This is a genomic window from uncultured Methanobrevibacter sp., from assembly GCF_947169325.1.
Taxonomy (GTDB): domain Archaea; phylum Methanobacteriota; class Methanobacteria; order Methanobacteriales; family Methanobacteriaceae; genus Methanocatella.
Map to the genome: position 1 here is coordinate 1 of NZ_CAMVPN010000049.1, position 19,349 is coordinate 19,349.

A 19,349-nucleotide genomic window follows, 5' to 3' on the forward strand; every position below is an offset into this window, starting at 1 on the left:
ATGCTCAAAGAATTGATGCAACTCCTGCAATCAAAAAAGCATTAGGTGAATAGATTCAATAAAGGATTTTTTAATCCTTTCATTTTTTATTTTTTTAGGCATTGAAAAGACATTTTGGATAGTTATCATCTATGATAACTCTTTTTTTTATCCAAAATTTTTTTAGTTTGAAAACATACGAATAATTCGTAATTACCTTTATATACAACGAACAAGAAAAAAATAACCAATAATATACGAAGAGGTGTAATTATGTTTGTAGCAACATTAGATGGTATTTTTAAATATTCTGACCTTCCAGAAGAATATGAACCATATGTTCAATTTAAAGCGACTATTGATAAAAGAGAACTCAAACAAAGTGATGAAATTGCAATTTTAAATATTGCAGGAACTTCAACTCATCATGTTTTATTCTTGGATTCATATCAAAGCACTGCTGAAATTGAAAGAGAATTAAAAGACGCAGATGCAAAAATCAATCATACTACCTTAAAAATTATAGGTGGACATTTATGAGCTTACCCTCAGAACAAAACTGGTTAGTTCTCCAGCATCTCATTACAGACCTGAATAAAAAAGGATATGAGATTCCTAAAGGAATTAACCCTGAGATGGGATTGATAAGATCATCAATCAGTTCTTATAAAAGAGATCCGTCCCATCCAGATTTGATTAATGAGTTGGCTAAAGCTGAAATGTCTTTAAATGCTATTCAAGGAACTCTTTTAACTATTGCAGAAGAAGAAGGGGAGGAATACGTCGATGAATGGCTTGATTTATTAAAAAAGGTCATGCGCGGCGAAGAAGTATTCGAATTTGCAAAATCAAGGTCAAAATTCCTAGTGAATGCACCGCCTGGCTTGACTACAGGCAGAATAACATTAAAAAAACCATTGGCTGAAGAGAGAGTTCAGGAAATTGCAGAATGGAACGGTCTAATAATCGAATTTGACGATGACATTACCATTCAGTTACACGGAGATAAACCTGACCTTCAAACAGGTTTAAAAGAAATGGGTTCATTCTTTTTAGAACAACAAGGTGATTAAATGACTAAAATCTTAGCGATTAGTGATGTTCACGGTGAAGAAAACGAAAATTTATATAATTACTTAAATAACAATGATATTAATTTGGTCCTGGTTTTAGGAGATATTACTGATTTCGGACCATTGGAGTTTGCATCTGAATTTTTAGAGAAAATCGCAGACTGCGGTGTTGATGTAATAGCCATTCCTGGAAACTGTGACCCTAAGGGCATTTGCAATGCAATCAATGAGACATCATTCTGTCTGCACAATAACATCATTGCATATGATGATGCGATATTGTTTGGATATGGGGGATCTAACGAAACTCCGTTCAATACTCCCGGTGAAATCCAAGATAACAAAATATATGGGGATGTTTATGAACTGTTAGCCAATTATGACTATGTTTATAATAAGGAGGCTCCTAAAGTGAGAATTTTGGTTACTCATGCTCCGCCATACAATACTGAAGCTGATAAGATGGAAAACGGAGAGCATGTGGGCAGTTCAGGAATATTGAAATCAATTCATGAATTCGAACCTGAAATCAATGTCTGCGGACATATTCATGAAGCAAAATCCCTAAGTAAAATAGGAATAACTACTGATGTAGCTAATCCTGGAATGCTAAAAGATAATGGTGCAGTCTTAATTGAACTTAAAGGCGGCCCTGAATATGATATTAGCTTAATATCTTTAGATGAATAGGTATTCATCTTTCTTTTTTCTCTTTTTTTCAAAATCAAATAACAAATTTTATTTAACATTAGTTTATATAATATTTTTGTAGGTGTTTTTATGATTTGGGTTACTGGTGACGTTGACGGTAATGTGTATAAGGAGCCATTTTCTAAAGGAATTCTTGCCCGTTCGCTTAATGTTGCTGATATCGGGTCATTAAGGGCTCATGAAATCGCTAGTGATATTGAAGCAGAGTTAGTAAAAAAGGATATTGATGAGATTTCCAATTCCGAATTGGTGGGTGTTGTATTGAATCATTTGGAATCTGTCGATTCAAATATTGCAAAAAAATATAAGAACTGGAGGTCACTTAGGAATTCAAAAAAACCACTCATCATTTTGATTGGTGGTGCATCAGGTGTAGGTACATCATCAATGGCCTTTGAGCTTGCAAATCGTCTCAGATTAAAAAACCTCATAAGTACAGACATGATTCGTGAGGTAATGCGTAAGATTGTCTCCAAGGATTTAAGCCCTGTCATTCATAAATCAAGTTTCGATGCATATGAAAGTATTAGAACTCCTTCAATCAGGATAGATTCAGTCATTGAAGGATTTATCAGTCATGTTGATGTTGTCAATGTGGGAATTGAGGCAATTATTGAGAGATCTGTCAAGGAAGGAATAAGTACAATCATTGAAGGAGTGCATATTGTTCCGGGATTCATCAGAAAAGATTTGATTGACAATAACAACATCATAATTTTCACATTAACTGTTGATGATGAGGAATCTCACAAGCAGAGATTCTATTCAAGATGCCGTCAGCCATGGGTAAAAAGGTCTCTTGAAAGGTATATGGAAAATTTCGATACAATCAGGAAAACCCAAAGGTTCATGGTTGAACAGGCAAAAATTCATGATTCTCGTATAATTAACAATGTGGATATTAATGAAACCATAGACATTATGGTCAGTGATATTCTTGAACAATTCGGAGGTACTGAGAATGTTGAACAAGAAAGTTAAGGAAATTATGACCAAGGATGTGATTACAACCTCTCCTGACATTGATGTTGTATATGCATTCGAAAAGTTGATGGAGCATAAGATTAGTTCACTTCCTGTTGTTGATGGTGATGAACTGATTGGTATCATCACTGCAACTGACGTTGGTCATAATTTGATTTTGGATAAATATGAACTGGGAACAAGCGTTGAGGAAATAATGATTAAATCCGTTAGTACTGTCTCTCCCGAAGACAGTATTGAAGATGCTATCAAACTCATGAAGGAAGGAGCTTCTTCAGGTATATTGAATCAACTCCCAGTCGTAGAAGATGGAAAATTAATAGGTATTATTTCTGATGGAGATATTATACAACAATTATTCTAATTTTACCTATTTTTATTTTCTATTTTTATCTTTTAACAGTTTTTAGCCATTTACTATAATTTTATTTTTTTCTAGAAATTGATTTATTTGCATTTCCAGTAATTATTTTCTTTTCTAATAAGTCGTTTTTTACCAACATTTATATAAGATTAAAGTCATATATTATTAGTGGCTAGACTGGAGGGTTAGGGGTCCTCTGTAAGCACACACCCCCTTTGGTGCGGTCGAAGTTCAAAAGGCGGCTTTTTAAGGAAGTATGAGCCTAGGAAAACAACATAGAAACCTCGTCCTACAGGATTGGTGGTGGTGAGATTTTTACTGGAGGGTAAAAATTAGTCATCTTAAGTATAGGAACGGGTCAGGCCCGGAAGGGAGCAGCTTTACTATTAACATTCAATGCTTGTAGAATCCCGGGGTGGAGTTGGCTTTTTTAGATCACTTGTATTTTTGAGATTAGTCCACTTTTGAACATGCCATTGATGAAAATAATTAAGTTTATAAATAAGTTCTAACAATATAATTTATTATACTGTTTTTTTATATGTCGGGATGGCCCAGCCTGGTACGGCGTCGGACTGCTAATCCGATGGTCATATGACCTCCGGGGTTCAAATCCCCGTCCCGGCGTTTTTAATTATCTATTTCTTGATGATGGTCGTATGTTAAACCTATTGGGCATGCATGCACCATTACATACTTTATTTCTGGAATCTCTTTTAAAATTTTATTTTGAACAATGTGCACATAGTTATGAGAGTCATACAATGTCATATCTCCATCTAGCTGGATATGTAAAGAGACAGTTGCATATGACCCCAGATAATCAACCTTGATGTCATGTGCATTTTCAACACCAGGAATGCTTTCTGCCACTTCCTTGATTCTTAAAATGAACTCTTCAGAAGGAACTTTTCCCATGATGTTGTCGATATTTTCCTTTCCGATGTCATAAGCGGTTTTAAAGATTAAAAAACTGATTACCATAGCGATGATTGGATCCAATATTGGATAACCTACGTTTGAAACAATAACACCTACCAATATTGCAATTGATGAGAAAATGTCTGTTCTTTGATGTTTTCCATCTGCAACGATTGCCGAACTTTTGATTTGCTTGCCGATATCAATTATATAACTGCTCACTGATAAATTTATGATTATTCCAAAAACGGCCATGATTGCTACTGGAGTTTCCGGAATGGTTATTAATGAAGGATTCAATATTCTCTCAACTGATCCTTGTAAAATCTCCCATCCGACCAATGCCAGAAAAACAACTATTAACAGTCCGCTTATGGCTTCGGCACGTCCATGTCCTTTTGGGTGTTCCATGTCGGCGGGTTTTTGGCCAATGTAAAATCCGATATATGCAATGATTGATGTGATAATGTCAGATAATGTATGTGCTCCTTCAGAAACCAGTGCATAACTTCCGCACATCAATCCAATGCTGACATTTAGCACTGTTAAAAAGCAGTTTGCACCTATTGCCACTATTGCTGCTTTTTTCCCACCTTTTTGACGAAACTCATCCATTGACTACACGCTCTTCTAAAATATCCATTGCCCTTTTAATGTTGTCGTATGAATTTGCATATGACATGCGCACATGACCTTCTCCATTTGAGCCGAATGCTGCTCCCGGAACGGTGATGACTCCTGCTTTTGCCGCTTTAGTCACAAAATCCTTATCTTCAATTTTTGGGAATACGTAAAATGCTCCTTCTGCATTGACTGTTTCATATCCCATTTCATTCAGTCTGGAAACGATTAAATCTCTTCTGTTTTTAAATTCACTGACCATCTTTTCCACTTCATCCTGAGGACCTGTCAATGCTTCATAGGCTCCTCTTTGTGAGGTGGTGCTTGCACATGCTATGTTGTATTGATGTACCTTAAGCAATTCTTCAGTATAATCTTCATTGGCGGTCAGATAACCTATTCTAAGTCCTGTCATTGCATATGTTTTTGAAAATCCGTTTAATGTAATCACATTGTCGCTGTATTTTGCTGGGGAGTAATGTTTCTTGTCATAGATTATCTTTTCATAAATCTCATCGGAAATAATCAAAAAATCATTATCCATTGATAAGTCTGCAATCGCTTTGATGTCCTCTTTTTCCATTACTGCTCCTGTTGGGTTTGAAGGAGAATTCAGGATTATTGCTTTTGTATCTTTTGAAATTTTTTCTGCAACATCGTCTGATTTCAGCTTGAATTCGTTTTCCATAGTGCAGTCAACGGGAACTATTGTTCCTCCGGCAATGTTTATGCAGGCTTCATATGAAAGGAAACTTGGATTTGGAAGGATTACTTCATCACCTTTTTCTACAAAAGCCTGAGCACAAATGAACAATGCTTCACTTGCACCTGCTGTAACGAGAATGTTTTCAGGATCTGTATTGATTCCATTTTCTGTTTTGAATTTTTTAACTATTTCTTCCCTTAACTCAATGATTCCTTTATTTGAAGTGTAATGAGTGTCATTTTCATCAATTGACTTCTTCATTGCATCTTTAATGTTTTGCGGGACATCAAAGTCCGGTTCGCCAATCCCGAGGTTTATTGCATCGGGATTTGTCACTTCAAACATTTTTCTAATTTGTGACAGTTCGATTGTCTTTGTTCTACTTGCAGGATTTATCATAAATTTACCTCACTATTATATATTATATATTTATTATAGTAAAAATTATTTTTTCTAGTAATTATTTTTCACATGACCCGCAGTTGTAGCATGCTGATGTTTCGCACCATGGGGTCTGCTTCAAACTTTTCAGTCGCCTGTTTTCAGTTTTCAAAAACCTTTCGCTTATGCCAACGTCAATGTTGCTCCATGGCAGTTCATCATCAATGCCATAGTCTGGAGTTAACTGCTTCCATTCCTTCATGGTAGGTTTTTTATCCAATGATTTTTCAATAAGTTCACCAACATCGCTATTTCCGCATGACAGTATATATTGGATTAACCCTTTTTTAGGACTTTCGCATTTTATGTCATATTTTTTCATTTCCTTTTTGATATATCTTGTCTTCTTTTTGATGTCCTTGAAATCATAAGTCTCCCATTGAAGTGGAGTGTGGGGTTTTGGAATTACAGGGTTGATACTGAATTTCACATTTTTTATGCTTGTGTGCATGCCGGCTATTCTTTTCATGTACACCACAAGATTTCCAATATCTTCAAAGCTTTCGCCAGGAATGCCTATCAGGAAATACAGTTTGATTTTGAAGTCCAGCTCTACTGCATTTCGGATTACCTCAAAAATTTTTTCATCCGGAATCTCCTTGTTGATTACTCTCCTAAGCCTTTCGATGGATTCCGGTGCAAGGGTTATAGTTTTAAGCCCGCTGTTTTTCAGGGTTTCCAGAGTTTGTTTTGTTATGGATTCGATTCTAAGTGACGGTGTTGAAATTTGAAATCCTTCATTTTCAAGGCCTTCGATGAGATTTGAAAGTTCGCTGTAATCGGAAACGGCAGCACCTATCAGGGTAATCTTGTTCAAACCGGTGTTTTTCCTGTTTTCAATGGCAATGTCGATTAATTTCTCATAACTGGTTTCCCTTACCGGACGGTAAAGGTAGCTGGCCATGCAGAATCTGCATCCTCTTGTGCATCCCCTTGAAACATTCAGCATTATGGTGTTGTTGAAGATGGTCTGGTAATCCTCATCATCGCTTTGGCTGATTACCGGTTCGGTAATGTGGAATGCATTGTCCATGTCCTCAATAAGGTCTATTTTTGCATTGTTTTCAAATTCAGGAATGTACAACCCTGGAATGTCCAGATAATATTTCAAATCTCTATTTCCGCTTTCCAGATATCTGTCCATCAGGATCTCAATTGTCTGTTCCCCTTCGCCGATTACAAAGATGTCGATGTAGTCTGATAATGGCATTGGATTTGCGGTTGCACATGGTCCTCCTGCAATTATCAATGGGTCATCTTTGCTGCGGTCCTCTCTTTTGAGGGGAATCTCTGCCAGCCTCAGCATTTCCAATACATTGAAATAGTCCTCTTCAAATTGTATCGTGAAGCTTATTATGTCAAAATGCCTGCTGGGAGTGTTTGATTCTATGGACCTGACATAAGGATAGATTATCCTCTCGCACCAACAGTCCTTCCTTTCATTGATTTGATTATATAATATGTTGTAGCCTAAAGATGACATTGCTGTTCGGTAAATGTTCGGATAAGCCAGTCCGAAGCGGATGTCAACCTGTTTGTGATTTTTTATAAAGGTATTTTTTTCATATATCATATAATCAACAGCATTTGATTTTCATCATTTTTCGTTTTTCCAGTTAATTCACTTCATTTTATTAAAAAATATATTGCATCGGCTCAATTTTATAAATTCATACAATATTTTCTTTAATTCTTTCATAACTTGTGGAAATATGAGTAAATTCCTTTTAAAACTACAAATTATTAAAATTTTTATTTTTCATCGTTGTTAAAAAATTTTAATTTGAATTCCAGTTATTTAAGCTTATTATAGCTTATTTCAATATAAATTGTCTTTTATATCTATTTTATATATGATTTTAACCTTTTTTTATTAATTTGTTTGATTTTAATGGGTTTTTTAATTTTTAAAGTTGTAAAAACATTTATATAAGATTAAAATATATATCTTATACCACTCATTATGAAATACTATATTTTAGTATAATCATATTTTACTATAAAATTTTCGTAATGAGAACCAAGAGGTGGAAAAATTTCGATAAAAAACAAGGCATTCATAATATCAATCGTGCTAATGTTCTTTGTTGTTGCAGGGGCCGTAAGCGCTGTTGATATTGGCAATGTTTCAGATACAGAAGATTCAAATTTAACTAATGATAATGTGAATGCATTATCTCAAGAAAATTTAGAAGTTTCTAGCGAGGTTTCTATCTCAGAAACTAATATAGTTAATTCTCATGATGATAATTTGGAAGATTATCCTGAAGACGATGTTTTAACAAGCATGGAGTCTTATTATGAGGATAATATGGGACAAAAATTAAGTCCTGTAAATGAGTCTAGCGAAATTGTAGTGTCTTCAAGTGAAGATTCAATTTTAGGCAGTTCTGCTGATGATGTCTTGTCTGCAGGAACTACCTCAACCAAGCTTTCCGTGTCAAATACCCATCACGGCAAGTCAGCTACCTATTTCCAAGTGACTTTGCAGGATAAAAACGGTAAGGCTTTGACTAACCAGAAAGTTTCCTTGAAAGTAAACGGCAAAACTTACACTGCATCTACCAACAAAAACGGTATTGCAAACATCAAGGCTGCCTCTTTGGCGGTTGGTACCTATTCATTAACAATTAAATATGCCGGTACCTCAAGTTATGCCTCATCTTCACTTTCTAAAAAAGTTAAAGTTTTATCTTCAGTAAGTGGAAAGGATTTGACAAGGGTTTATGGCGATACAAATTATTATAAGGCCACATTTTGGAAAGACAACTCCCCATTGTCAAATACCAAAGTAACATTTACAATCGGTGGAACAAAATACACATTCACCACCGATAAAAACGGTGTTGCCACTGCTAAAGTGGATCTTAAAGCTGGAAAATATGTTGTAACTGCAACAAATCCTTATTCTGGTGAAAAAATTTCCAACAATATTGTTGTTAAAAAATATTCCACCAGCCTAAAAGGTAATGAGAAAACATATATTCTTCCTTACAACTACTACACATATTATGTAAAATTAACAGCTTCCAATGGAAGCCCTCTTAAGGATTGTAAAGTGGTCTTTTCATATGCAGGCAAAAACGTGACTGCAAAGACAGATGCAAAGGGGAAAGCGAAAACAGTTATTCCTCTTCTTGCAGAAGGCACTTATAAAATCACCTACAAATATGCTGGAGACAATGACTATGCTGGCTGTTCAGCATCAGGAACAATATATATCAAAAGCGCATCCACTAAATTGACAGCATCCGATTTGAAAATGAATTATAACAGCGGTTCCAAATTCAGCGTAACAGCTAAGGACAGTTCCGGAAAAGCTTTAAAGAATAAGGAAATTCGTTTCATATTGGATGGTAAAACTTACACTGCCAAAACCGACTCAAAAGGTGTGGCCAAGTTATCTGTCGGCGCTCTCAATCCAGGAAAACACCAAATCAAGTACATGTATTCTAAACTTAGTTTGGCTGACTACAATTATGGATACAAAAACATAATTGTCAATAAGGTATCCGCTAAGATTAGTGCTAAAAATCTGGTAATGAAGTATAAAGATGGATCAGTCTATAAGGCTACAGTTAAGGATAGCTCAGGAAAGGCCCTTAAGAATATTGTGGTTAAATTTACTATAAACGGCAAGACCTACAGTAAAAAAACCAATTCTTTGGGTGTCGCTCAAATGAAGATTGATTTGCCAGTAGGTTATTATAAAATCAAATCAGTTATTTCTGATTCATTTTATCAATCATCCACTGTATCCAAACATGTTTTGGTAAACGGCACTAAATTCAGCGCAAGCGACTTGTATGCTTCATCAAAAGATAAAGTAACCTATTCAGTCAAATTGATTGACGGTAAAAGCAAGCCTGTTAAAGGAGCTTCCATCAAATTCACTGTCAATGGAAAAACTTACACTAAAAAGACAAGTTCAAGTGGTATTGCTAAAATCAATGTAGGTAAATTGTCTGTAGGCAATTATAAGGTAAGCTATGCTTGTGGCTCAACCAAAGGGTCATCCAAGATTCATGTTGTTGATAAAGTGTCTTTAAAGCAAATTATCTCAGCATCAAAGAGCGTTAAAAATTACATTGAAAAGCATAAGAAGTTACCGTCAACCGTAAAGGTTGGAAGTCTTAAGATTTCTGCTGCTGAATATTTATATTTAGCTTCTAAAGCTATTGTGAATTTAGATTCAAATAAAAAATCAGACATTGCATTTAAAAACATTAAAAATCCGACTAAACCAGGCAGCGCATCATATAAAGGTAATCTAAAAGATTATAATTCAGTTGCTAAAAGTTTAATAAAAACTGCAGATTCCAAAGGCAAAATGCCAAACTCTGTTGGTTCTGCTGTAGGTAATATTGGATATAAAGGCGTAGTTTATGCATTTGCTCGTGTAGTGGCATATTATGGTGACAATGACATAATGCCAAATTATGTAACTGTCAAATCATTAAGTGGCAGTTCCAGTTCAACCAGTAAACTAAACTCTAAGAATACAATATCTAATTTAGCATCATACTTGGCGGCTTCAAAGAATTGTCAAGTAAACAATACTAAAATCAAGCAGTTAGTTGCTAAGTTGACCAAAGGAATGACTACCGATACACAAAAGGCTACAGCAATCTTCAATTACGTGCGTGATACAATATCATACAGCTTTTATTATGATACCAAATACGGTGCTGTTGGAACTTTAAATGCTAAAAAAGGAAACTGTGTGGATCATTCTCACTTGCTGGTAGCTATGTATAGAACAGCAGGCCTTGCAGCTAGATATGTACACGGTACCTGTACTTTCACTAGTGGAACATACGGTCATGTATGGACTCAGGTATTGATAGGCGATACCTGGACTGTTAGTGATGCGACAAGTACTAGAAACTCGTTTGGAAACGTAGTAAATTGGAATGCGAATTCTTATACCCTTAAAGGTTATTATTCAGCTATATCATTCTAATTTTCTATTTTATTTTTTTTCTCTTTTTTTCTCTTCTTTTTAAATAGCTAATAATTTATAATAGTTTTCATAAAAATTTAATTAGAAAACTAATTAGGACATTATTATGAATTCAAGAAGATATAATAAAGTGGCTGTCGGCGGAACTTTTGATAAATTTCATGATGGTCATAAAAAATTATTATCAACCGCTTTTGAAATTGCCAATTCTGTTGAAATTGGAGTAACTTCAGATGCTTTTGGTGGTTTGAAAGGCGACATTGATTCATGTGAAGAGAGAATGGCTAATCTTAAATCATTCTTTAAGGACAAATCTAATTTTATCATTGTTCCGTTAGATGACCCTTATGGGACTACCATTTATGATGCTAGTTTCGATGCTATTGTTGTAAGCGAGGAAACTGAGCCTACAGCAGTTAAAATTAATGAGATTAGAATTTCTAAAGGTATGGAACCTATTGATATTGTCGTAGTTAGTTTTGTTTTGGCATATGATGGCATTCCTATATCCTCTACTAGGATTAGGCGTGGTGAAATCAATAAAAATGGTGAAATAATTTATTAATGAAAAACTAATCGACATGTTTATATGTTCATTTCGACAAATAGGATAATATAACATATTTGTTATTTCTTTAATAAATTAAAAATATTTTTTTGAGGTGGTTATATGGCAGTAATAATTGATGGAGATAAATGTGGGCACATCCAAGATTGCCCAGTACAAGGTTTATGCATTAAGCTTTGTGAACAAGGAGCAATTATCGAAGAAGACGGTGATGTTAAAATAGTTCCTGAAAACTGTGATGATTGTGATCTTTGTATCCAGAATTGTCCTAATCAAGCTATTTCCAAAGCGTGAGGGATGATTATGTTTAATGTTGAAAGAAATGGAAATGAATCACGTAAATTGGTTTATAAGGATGATAACTGTGTAGGATGTGGTATCTGTACTGATGTATGTCCTACTTCTTCATTAAGATTAGGTCCTACCGTACCAATAGCACGTGGCTTAATCGAAATGGATTTAGTTTCATGTAATGCGGACTCATGCGTTTTATGCGGATTATGTTCTGTAGCTTGTCCATTTGATGCTTTATCATTATCTATTGATGGTGAAGACATTAAAAAGATGGGTAACTATCCTGTTTGGGAAACAGAATGTGTAGTAAATGAAGAAGAATGTATTTACTGTGGTAGATGTAATAAAGTCTGTCCTCGTGATGCAATCGTCTTTGATAGAACTCTTCCTGAGAGAAAAGAATTGCTAAGAGGAGAAATTTCAATCGATAAGGATGAGTGTATCTACTGTTCATTCTGTGCAGATTTATGTCCTGCAGAAGCTATTACAGTGAACAATGTTCCTACTTCAAGTGTTGATATGCTTAATAATTCCATTGAAGTGGATCTTGACAAATGTGTGTTTTGTGGTGTATGTAAGAGAGTTTGCCCTCAAAATGCAATCAAAGAAGTCTGTTCAACCTGTATGCTACAGGATGAAATTAATGTTCCTGAAATTGTTGGAACCACATTCATTTCAAAAGGTTCATGTGTAACCTGTAACTGGTGTTCAGAAATCTGTCCTGTTGATGCAATTACTATTGTTAAACCGTTTGAAGGTACTTTAGAAGTTGTTGAAAACGAAGCGGATGAAAAGATTTGTAAAGGTGAGTCTTGCCACGCATGTCAAGATGTATGCCCATGTAATGCGGTTGAAATCATTGACGGAAAAGCAGTTACCAATTTAGATTTCTGTAATTTATGTGGAGCTTGTATAAGTGCATGTCCACAGCACATCAGAATATTAAACAGAACTTCCATGAAATTGAACAACATTAATTCCGAATCATGGGATGAAATCTTAAACTCAATTTTAGGTGGAAAATAGAGAAATAATCTCTATTTTCAAATTTTATTTATTAGATTATCTCGTTCTAATTTTAACAATTTGTCTATATTGCTTTGGGTTTGTTGAGTTATGTTTGATAAATAACTTCCAACAAAGAGCACTATTACAACCAATCCGCCAATAATAAGGATCAGTTCAGCACTTCCCTGTCCTTTGTTATCTATCTTTTTAAACATGTGTCCTGTTATCAAGGATTGTGTTTCGGACGTCCATGATATCGTCCTTTGCTTTTAAGCTGGTGTCACTAGTTTCCATATAGGTTCTGTAAATTGTTAGGGCAAGTAAGGCAATTACTATTACTCCTCCAAAAAGGAGAATATATTCGGCCGCTCCTTGTCCTGAATTTTCGTCGATTAATAGTTTCATTTTTCTCATAGTTTCACCAATTTAATATTGGCTTTTTTACTATATTAATATTACTATTTTGTAAAAAAGTATTACTGCATTTTATTTTTTCTCGATTTTTTGCGTGTTTTTTCCATTAGATTTATTAATAATGTTGTAAATATTCTATATTAGTTAAAATAATAGGGTGATTAATAATTAATAAGGGTGAAATCATGGGGAATACAATAAAATTAGTTTCAGGTTTTATTTTATTTGTAATTGGTATTCTCATAGCATATGAGACAATGGTATATAACTTGATAAGTGTCTTGTTATTGGTAGGTCTTATTATTTCTATCGTTGGAATAATTCTCATTGTCAGCTATTTCGTTGAATATAATGCTGATAGAACTACTAATATGATCAAAGACTTTTTAAGCTCAGATGAACATAATGGACCTTCATTAAGCAGATTTGAAAGAAAACCGGAAAATGCAGGTCCTTCTTTAAGGCCTCAAAGAGATTTTAATGAATATGATGACGAAGGTTATCATGATCTTGTTTTAGACGACTATGAAGGGCTGGATACAAGCCAATTTTTACGTGATGATTATGAGGACAATCCAAAAGCAGTATTGAATGTTGTCCCTCAAGAAGAGGCAGATGTTAATTTTGACAGACAATTAAATTTCACTCCTCGTTATGATAAACCGTTAAAAGTTACAAGAGCCCCTAAAAGACGTAGTGATGATTACTTTAGTGAAGAAATTCCACCATTTGTTGTGGAAAACGACAAGTCAAATGACATAATTCGTGTTTTGGCAGAAGAGCCTCCTGTTGTTGAAGAGCCTCCTGTTGAGGTCAAACCTCCTGTCGTTGCTGAAGTTTCAGAACCAAGGGACATCAAAATCGACATTAACAACCCTGAAAGCTTGCCTATCCCTAAGCTGCTTAAAAGTTATGTCATTTCCGATACTGGTCTTGTAACTTCACAGGAAGCTTTCGAACAATTGGCAGTCAATGTAAATAAGGAGATAATGTTGGAAATCCCTTCATTGAATGATTTGTCAGACAGGTTCCTGTCACATGTTCCAACAATCTATTCCAGGGTTATCATCGATGAATTTGATTTGTCAGACATGTCCTACATGTTTTTAGTCTCATCCTTAATCAAACAGGGCGTTCACATAAAAACAGTGCCTAAAGTTCACACAGTCAATCTGATTACTGACGATTCACATGCAATGATTATTTCAGAAGGTCAAAACGACTTTGAATATGGTGCAATATATGATGACAGAAACTCCATTTCAAATATCAGGGCCGATTTTGAAAAGACATGGAACATTGCATCTAATTTGGATGAAAGCGTTATCATTTCAGCAATGGGAGGAACCGCATAATGGAAATAAGATGGTTAGGTCACTCTGCATTTGAAATAATAAGTGATGATAATGTTAAAATTCTAATCGATCCGTTCATAAGCAACAATCCGACTTGCCAAGTTCCTGTAGAGGAACTGAACCCTGATATCATATTGCTCACTCATGGTCACTCAGACCACTTTGGCGATGCATTAGAAATATCAAACAACACTAATGCTCCAATAGCTTGCATACATGAAATTTCACTCTTTTTAGCTAAACAGGGTATCAGAAACATTAGTGTAAACATTGGCGGATCATTTATCTATAGAAACGTTAAGTTTACAATGCTTGATGCAAAGCATTCATCAGACATTGACATTGTAGAGGAGACAGTTCCTGGTGGCAGCGCTGCCAGTTTTCTTATAACTTTCGAAGACGGAACCAAAGTCTTCCATGCTGGAGACACCGGGCTATTCGGGGATATGAAAGATATTATCGGTGATATCTACAAACCTGATGTGGTGTTGGTTCCAATTGGTGACAAGTTTACAATGGGTCCATTTGAAGCGGCTCTAGCTACCATGTGGTTAAATCCAAAAGTTGTTATTCCAATGCACTACAATACTTTCCCGCCTATTGAACAGGACCCTGCAATTTTTGCTAATTTTGTAAGTCAGTTCAACCCTAACATTGATGTTGTCGTTATGAACCCTGATGAATATTTTGAGTTTAATCCTGAAGATTATCAGGATTAATCATTTTCATATTTTTTCTCATATTTTTTTCTTTGATGGTACTCTTCATCGATGTCGCATTTTCCGGATGGAAGCACCCTTATGATGTCATCAAGGCTTAGCAGGTCATCTTCATTTATTTTTCCGATGATTTTTTTGGCGATTGCTTCTTTTTTTGTAAATCCTGGTTTTAAAACGACGTAGTTTTCACAGTGTGCTTCTAAAGCTTCAATTGGGCCTGCCATTATGCGTTTTCCTTCGTAATCAACAATTCCAACTGCCAGCTTGACTCTTGCACCTCTGATGTAATTTCTATGGCCTCTTATTACAAATGATCCTTTTGCCAAAAACTCTCCCGCTTCAGGGGTTTTTGAAACCTGGTCCGGATGCACCCAAAACACGTCCTGAGATGTCAATCCTTTTGACCAAGCAGATGAAAATGATGCCGCAAACTCTCCGGATTCTTTAAGGAGGGTGTCATTTAATTCATTGCCGTTTAATTTTATTGCTGTTGATGACGCACCATGTATATCTGCATGCAGGTAAATGTCATTTGGCTCCAAATATTTTTTGACAACACTTTCATTTGTATTTGCGTCACGTCCTCCGACTACCAGAACTCCTTCGGAGCTGATGAACCATCGAAGCTTCTCATACCATTTGAGATTTTTCTTGACTCTCTTTTTAGGTGTGAGAATGTTTTCCATGGCCACGTCCTTTTTGGCCTTGATTTTTTCAAGCTGCTTTTTGGTGTTTTCAATAGCAACCAGGGCACCTTTTGACTTACGTTTTGCCTTTTTGGCCTTTTCGTAGTATACTTCGGCATTTTCAGGTATTGTGAGCTTTGGGTCTATTGTTATTTTGGTATTGTCAATGTCTAAGGTGAGAACTCCCAGCTTGTCGATTGAGTCATATATTTGCGCTTCAGCCATTCCGTCAGCCTTTGCTTTTTTGAGTGTTTTTCCAATTTCTTTAAAAGAATAGTCCTTACTCCTTGCTGAGTTTACAACATTAATGATGTTTTCAATGGAAGGGTAATTAGAATAAATAACCTCTCCCTTATGTTGGCTTTCTTCGATGGTAGTCATAAAATTATCAAGGGTTTCTTGTTGTAAATTCAATCTTTTTTCGAACTTGTTTACCTTTTTGTTCCAGGCTGCTTCCTTGACGTCTATGATGGTGGTGTTAACCTTTTTGGAGTAAAACTCATCACATGCCTCATTGAATGTTTCATAGTATGTTTTTTCAAAACCATCATATTTGACAAGATCCAGTGCAACGACATCTTCCTTGGATTCGTTTTTTACAATTTGGGGCTTGATTGAATCGTTTTTCAGATTATCGAACAGGTCTTTAAAGCCGTCGAACAATCCGTTAATCTGCTCATCTGTCAAATCTTCGTTTTGAGTATTCTTGTCGATTTCAATTGTTTCATTTGCCCTTTTGATAATCTCCTCTGCATATAAACTTCCAAAACCGTTTCTTGCAAGGGTTCTTACGACATCGCTGTCCTCTTCAAAGATTTCCTTAAACTCTTCCTTATCTGCAGAAATAGGATTGATTCCTCTCTCTTCCGGGAACTTGTATTCCCTTTTGGAACTTATGTCCCTGTCGCTCATTTGCTTTCTTTTGAGAGGTGCTATGATGTTGTTTTCTTCATCCAAAAGGATGATATTTCCCTTATCGAATAATTCAACAATGATTGTGTAATATTGGTCTTTCTTGACCTTGATTTCAACTACACGGTCGAAATTGTGCTGCTTTATGCTTTCGACATGGGCTCCCTTAATTTTTTTTCTCAAAAGCATGGGAAATGACGGTGGGGTTGTCGGGTTTTCAAGAGGATATTGGCTTGTATGTATTCTGGAGCCGCATTGCATTACCAAATCCACTCTGCCGGTTCCAGCAACATGGAATCTGATTATAACTATATCTTTGGTTGGCTGGAATGATTTGTCTACTCTTGCACCGCTTAATAAATTATTCAATTCGTTACTTATTGTATAAATGTCTACATTAGACATTGATTTCATTATAAAACACCTTTTGTTAATCAATACTTTAATATATTATAATCACTAAAATTATATTAATCTATTTAATTTATGGAGGATATCAATGGACACAACTATTAAAGTTACAAGTATTCATATTATTTTTGCTCTTATTGCAGCTTTAATTTCAACAGCCTTGACATTAGGTTGGTTCGGATTTAAAAATGAGATTTTTGCAGGCTTTATTGCATTAATCATTTTATATTTTGTCGGCCAATTCTGTCAAAGGATGGCTGGTGAGGAAATTTCCGGATTTTCCCAATGGTTATGGGATGGAATTTCACCATTCTTCTTTACATGGGTTATTTCATACACATTATTCGTAATGTACCTATAATCCTCCAAAGAAGATCCACACGAATACTATAAATAATGCTGTAATCAGTAAAACTGGAGCTATAATTTTACTTACGGCCACAACTGAACTGATTGTTGATATTAGTTCAGTTGAATTCTTTGGTCCGAATGTTTTCAAGTTCTTGATTTTTTCAGTTCCAGTTCCAACTTCTACTTTTTCTAAATCTTCAATCGCTTCAACGATACTTAATCTCACATATTCTATAATTTCAGGTCTTTTTGCAATTCCAATAGGATTGTATCCTCTGGAAAGTGTATTCACGGTATGTGTATCTGTTGTCATCACTTCAATTTCATCTATTTCCAAGTCTTGAACTGCATCTATGATTTCCTGTCTGAATCCGATTTCCATATTGTTTGAATCAAACAGGACATAAGCTGTTCTTTGACCGGAGACTTCAACAATCATTGTTTTGATTCCGCTTTCACCGAGTCCTTCCTGTTTGCCCAGAGTTGGCATTGAGTTTTCATAGCATCCCACTTTAACTGTTGATTTTTCAGGGTCTGCTTCTATCTTGTCGATAACTTCAATGAGATGGAACACTTCCGCATTTCCAGGCAGCACTTCACCACTTTCAGGCTCAAATGAATTGTGGCAGTCAACAATGATGGAATCCTCAACATTGCATTTGCTTCTGCTTTGGGCCATCATGGTAAGTCCGACACCGAATTCAATGTCATCAACAGCTTCTGGAGCGAAAGTGGAAAGGATTACCATGCCGTCGTTGAAGAATTGAACACCAATATTTGCCTTATCTGCAGTATACCTTACGAATTTACTTGCGTATGGTGAATACTCGACTTTTGCTAATCCTTTTTTGACTGTACTTTCAATCTTGTCTATTTCAGATACTGCTATCGGATTGAAATCATGGGTTGACGGTCCGTGGGCAACCATTGTGAAATGGCTGAATTTGCCTGCAAGGATTGTCGGCATGTTTGATCCTCCCAAATCACCAAGAGGTCCTGGATGGACGGATGGGGAAATGAATAATGCCTTTATTCCATCTTCAGCCTTGAAACTGACGAATGTTACTGCAGTATCAATTGCTTCTCCCATTGTTTCGAACAGTCCTTCAAGGGAGTTTGATCCTTCGTTCATGTGTGCGATAAATAAACTTAACAGATCCAATACTCCTATTCCCAAATTTTTCTTGAATGGAGATGCAATGATGGTAATGAATGCATAAATGGCTAAAACAAAGATAATTGCTGCAACCAATGCCTTGATTGTAACCTGCAGGATAACAGGGCCCATGAAACTTGTATCGACAAATAAAAATGTGATTAGTGTATACATTGCCAAAATGAGTAGTGGTTGGATAAGTCCTGTTATGGCTGCAAGGGAAAATCTGACTTTTGAAGTGGCCCAGAATACGAGTGTGTTAAAACCGTAAATCAGCACACATCCGAATAGCATGGAATTCAGGAACAGGTCGATGTTGACGACCCATGAAAGTGCACATCCTAAAATCATGACAATGCCTAAAAAGGTTAGTGAAAGACCTGATAAAAACATTGAATGTTTGATTTTCAGGTTGATTCCGTGAAGGGCATCTATGACCTGTTGGTTAAGGACCGCACCCATTATTGAAGTGATTCCAAATACTACCACTCCATAAAATCCTCCATAAAGGAAGTCTTGTATAATCCCTGATGTTGGTATATAATCAATAAGATAAATACTGCTGCCTATCAAAAAACTTATTAAAAGAATTGCCATTACTGAAAATTTGGTTTTTGGCAGGGTTTTTATATATTTTGAAAGTCCTGCAACACTACTCATACTTGACATATTTGTTTACCCGACACTTTTTGTATAAAATGCTCATATAAAA

At 35.5% G+C, this 19,349-nt stretch carries 19 protein-coding genes, 1 tRNA gene and 1 other RNA gene; 14 read left to right on the forward strand and 7 right to left on the reverse strand.

The features are described from left to right. The first annotated feature begins 252 nt into the window (after positions 1-252). The 7 genes from Q0W26_RS07620 to Q0W26_RS07650 all read left to right on the forward strand — a co-directional run bounded on the left by Q0W26_RS07620 (position 253) and on the right by Q0W26_RS07650 (position 3,738). A complete protein-coding gene (locus tag Q0W26_RS07620; protein ID WP_298523688.1) occupies positions 253-519 on the forward strand; it encodes a DUF749 domain-containing protein in 267 nt (88 codons plus the stop codon). Then, positions 516-1,052 carry a DUF2096 domain-containing protein gene (locus Q0W26_RS07625; RefSeq protein WP_298523689.1) on the forward strand — a complete coding sequence of 179 codons (537 nt, stop codon included), beginning with the start codon at positions 516-518 and terminating at the stop codon, positions 1,050-1,052. Before Q0W26_RS07620 ends, Q0W26_RS07625 begins: the two co-directional genes overlap by 4 nt. After that, a complete protein-coding gene (locus Q0W26_RS07630) occupies positions 1,053-1,742 on the forward strand; it encodes a metallophosphoesterase (RefSeq protein ID WP_298523690.1) in 690 nt (229 codons plus the stop codon). A gap of 90 nt (positions 1,743-1,832) precedes the next feature. Further along, positions 1,833-2,744 carry a 2-phosphoglycerate kinase gene (locus Q0W26_RS07635; protein WP_298523691.1) on the forward strand — a complete coding sequence of 304 codons (912 nt, stop codon included), beginning with the start codon at positions 1,833-1,835 and terminating at the stop codon, positions 2,742-2,744. Further along, positions 2,725-3,111: a CBS domain-containing protein gene (locus Q0W26_RS07640; RefSeq protein ID WP_298523692.1), complete on the forward strand. Its 387-nt coding sequence runs from the start codon at positions 2,725-2,727 to the stop codon at positions 3,109-3,111. Before Q0W26_RS07635 ends, Q0W26_RS07640 begins: the two co-directional genes overlap by 20 nt. Positions 3,112-3,276: 165 nt before the next feature. Continuing rightward, positions 3,277-3,591: signal recognition particle sRNA (gene ffs / locus Q0W26_RS07645), an RNA gene on the forward strand. 63 nt (positions 3,592-3,654) lie between these two features. Beyond that, positions 3,655-3,738, forward strand: a tRNA-Ser gene (locus tag Q0W26_RS07650). A 3-nt stretch (positions 3,739-3,741) separates the two neighbouring features. Here the strand turns inward: Q0W26_RS07650 and Q0W26_RS07655 are convergent. The 3 genes from Q0W26_RS07655 to Q0W26_RS07665 form a co-directional block, all read right to left on the reverse strand. Beyond that, on the reverse strand, positions 3,742-4,647 hold the full coding sequence (locus Q0W26_RS07655; protein ID WP_298523693.1) for a cation diffusion facilitator family transporter: 906 nt from the start codon (positions 4,645-4,647) through the stop codon (positions 3,742-3,744). Further along, positions 4,640-5,758 (reverse strand): pyridoxal phosphate-dependent aminotransferase, encoded by a 1,119-nt coding sequence (locus tag Q0W26_RS07660; RefSeq protein WP_298523694.1) that lies wholly within the window; start codon positions 5,756-5,758, stop codon positions 4,640-4,642. The genes Q0W26_RS07655 and Q0W26_RS07660 overlap by 8 nt, the downstream gene beginning before the upstream one ends. Positions 5,759-5,819: 61 nt before the next feature. Next, on the reverse strand, positions 5,820-7,373 hold the full coding sequence (locus Q0W26_RS07665; protein WP_298523695.1) for a radical SAM protein: 1,554 nt from the start codon (positions 7,371-7,373) through the stop codon (positions 5,820-5,822). A 504-nt stretch (positions 7,374-7,877) separates the two neighbouring features. On the opposite strand from Q0W26_RS07665, the gene Q0W26_RS07670 reads away from it, so the two are divergent. The 4 genes from Q0W26_RS07670 to fwdF all read left to right on the forward strand — a co-directional run bounded on the left by Q0W26_RS07670 (position 7,878) and on the right by fwdF (position 12,651). Then, positions 7,878-10,763 (forward strand): Ig-like domain repeat protein, encoded by a 2,886-nt coding sequence (locus Q0W26_RS07670; RefSeq protein WP_298523706.1) that lies wholly within the window; start codon positions 7,878-7,880, stop codon positions 10,761-10,763. Positions 10,764-10,869: 106 nt separating this feature from the next. After that, on the forward strand, positions 10,870-11,328 hold the full coding sequence (locus Q0W26_RS07675; RefSeq protein WP_298523696.1) for a phosphopantetheine adenylyltransferase: 459 nt from the start codon (positions 10,870-10,872) through the stop codon (positions 11,326-11,328). Positions 11,329-11,433: 105 nt separating this feature from the next. Continuing rightward, a complete protein-coding gene (locus tag Q0W26_RS07680) occupies positions 11,434-11,625 on the forward strand; it encodes a 4Fe-4S binding protein (RefSeq protein ID WP_298523697.1) in 192 nt (63 codons plus the stop codon). A gap of 9 nt (positions 11,626-11,634) precedes the next feature. Continuing rightward, on the forward strand, positions 11,635-12,651 hold the full coding sequence (gene fwdF, locus Q0W26_RS07685) for a tungsten-dependent formylmethanofuran dehydrogenase subunit FwdF (RefSeq protein WP_298523698.1): 1,017 nt from the start codon (positions 11,635-11,637) through the stop codon (positions 12,649-12,651). A gap of 17 nt (positions 12,652-12,668) precedes the next feature. Here fwdF and Q0W26_RS07690 read toward each other — a convergent pair whose 3' ends face one another. Together Q0W26_RS07690 and Q0W26_RS07695 are read right to left on the reverse strand one after the other, a co-directional pair. Continuing rightward, the gene (locus Q0W26_RS07690) at positions 12,669-12,848 is read right to left on the reverse strand and encodes a class III signal peptide-containing protein (RefSeq protein WP_298523699.1); all 180 of its coding nucleotides are present in this window, start codon (positions 12,846-12,848) and stop codon (positions 12,669-12,671) included. Further along, the gene (locus Q0W26_RS07695; protein ID WP_298523700.1) at positions 12,841-13,047 is read right to left on the reverse strand and encodes a class III signal peptide-containing protein; all 207 of its coding nucleotides are present in this window, start codon (positions 13,045-13,047) and stop codon (positions 12,841-12,843) included. Before Q0W26_RS07695 ends, Q0W26_RS07690 begins: the two co-directional genes overlap by 8 nt. Positions 13,048-13,232: 185 nt before the next feature. Between Q0W26_RS07695 and Q0W26_RS07700 the strand changes: the two genes are divergently transcribed. Continuing rightward, a complete protein-coding gene (locus Q0W26_RS07700) occupies positions 13,233-14,402 on the forward strand; it encodes a hypothetical protein (RefSeq protein ID WP_298523701.1) in 1,170 nt (389 codons plus the stop codon). Next, positions 14,402-15,121 (forward strand): metal-dependent hydrolase, encoded by a 720-nt coding sequence (locus tag Q0W26_RS07705; RefSeq protein ID WP_298523702.1) that lies wholly within the window; start codon positions 14,402-14,404, stop codon positions 15,119-15,121. The genes Q0W26_RS07700 and Q0W26_RS07705 overlap by 1 nt, the downstream gene beginning before the upstream one ends. On the opposite strand, the gene rqcH is transcribed toward Q0W26_RS07705, so the two are convergent. Next, positions 15,118-17,133, reverse strand: coding sequence for a ribosome rescue protein RqcH (gene rqcH, locus Q0W26_RS07710; protein WP_298523703.1), 2,016 nt, complete (start codon positions 17,131-17,133; stop codon positions 15,118-15,120). The genes Q0W26_RS07705 and rqcH overlap by 4 nt on opposite strands. An 85-nt stretch (positions 17,134-17,218) precedes the next feature. On the opposite strand from rqcH, the gene Q0W26_RS07715 reads away from it, so the two are divergent. After that, entirely contained in the window at positions 17,219-17,491 is a 273-nt protein-coding gene (locus tag Q0W26_RS07715; RefSeq protein ID WP_298523704.1) for a hypothetical protein, read from the forward strand. Here Q0W26_RS07715 and Q0W26_RS07720 read toward each other — a convergent pair. Continuing rightward, complete coding sequence (locus Q0W26_RS07720) at positions 17,486-19,306, reverse strand: DUF2070 family protein (RefSeq protein WP_298523705.1); 1,821 nt, start codon at positions 19,304-19,306, stop codon at positions 17,486-17,488. The two genes, Q0W26_RS07715 and Q0W26_RS07720, sit on opposite strands and share 6 nt — an antisense overlap. Positions 19,307-19,349 lie beyond the last annotated feature (43 nt).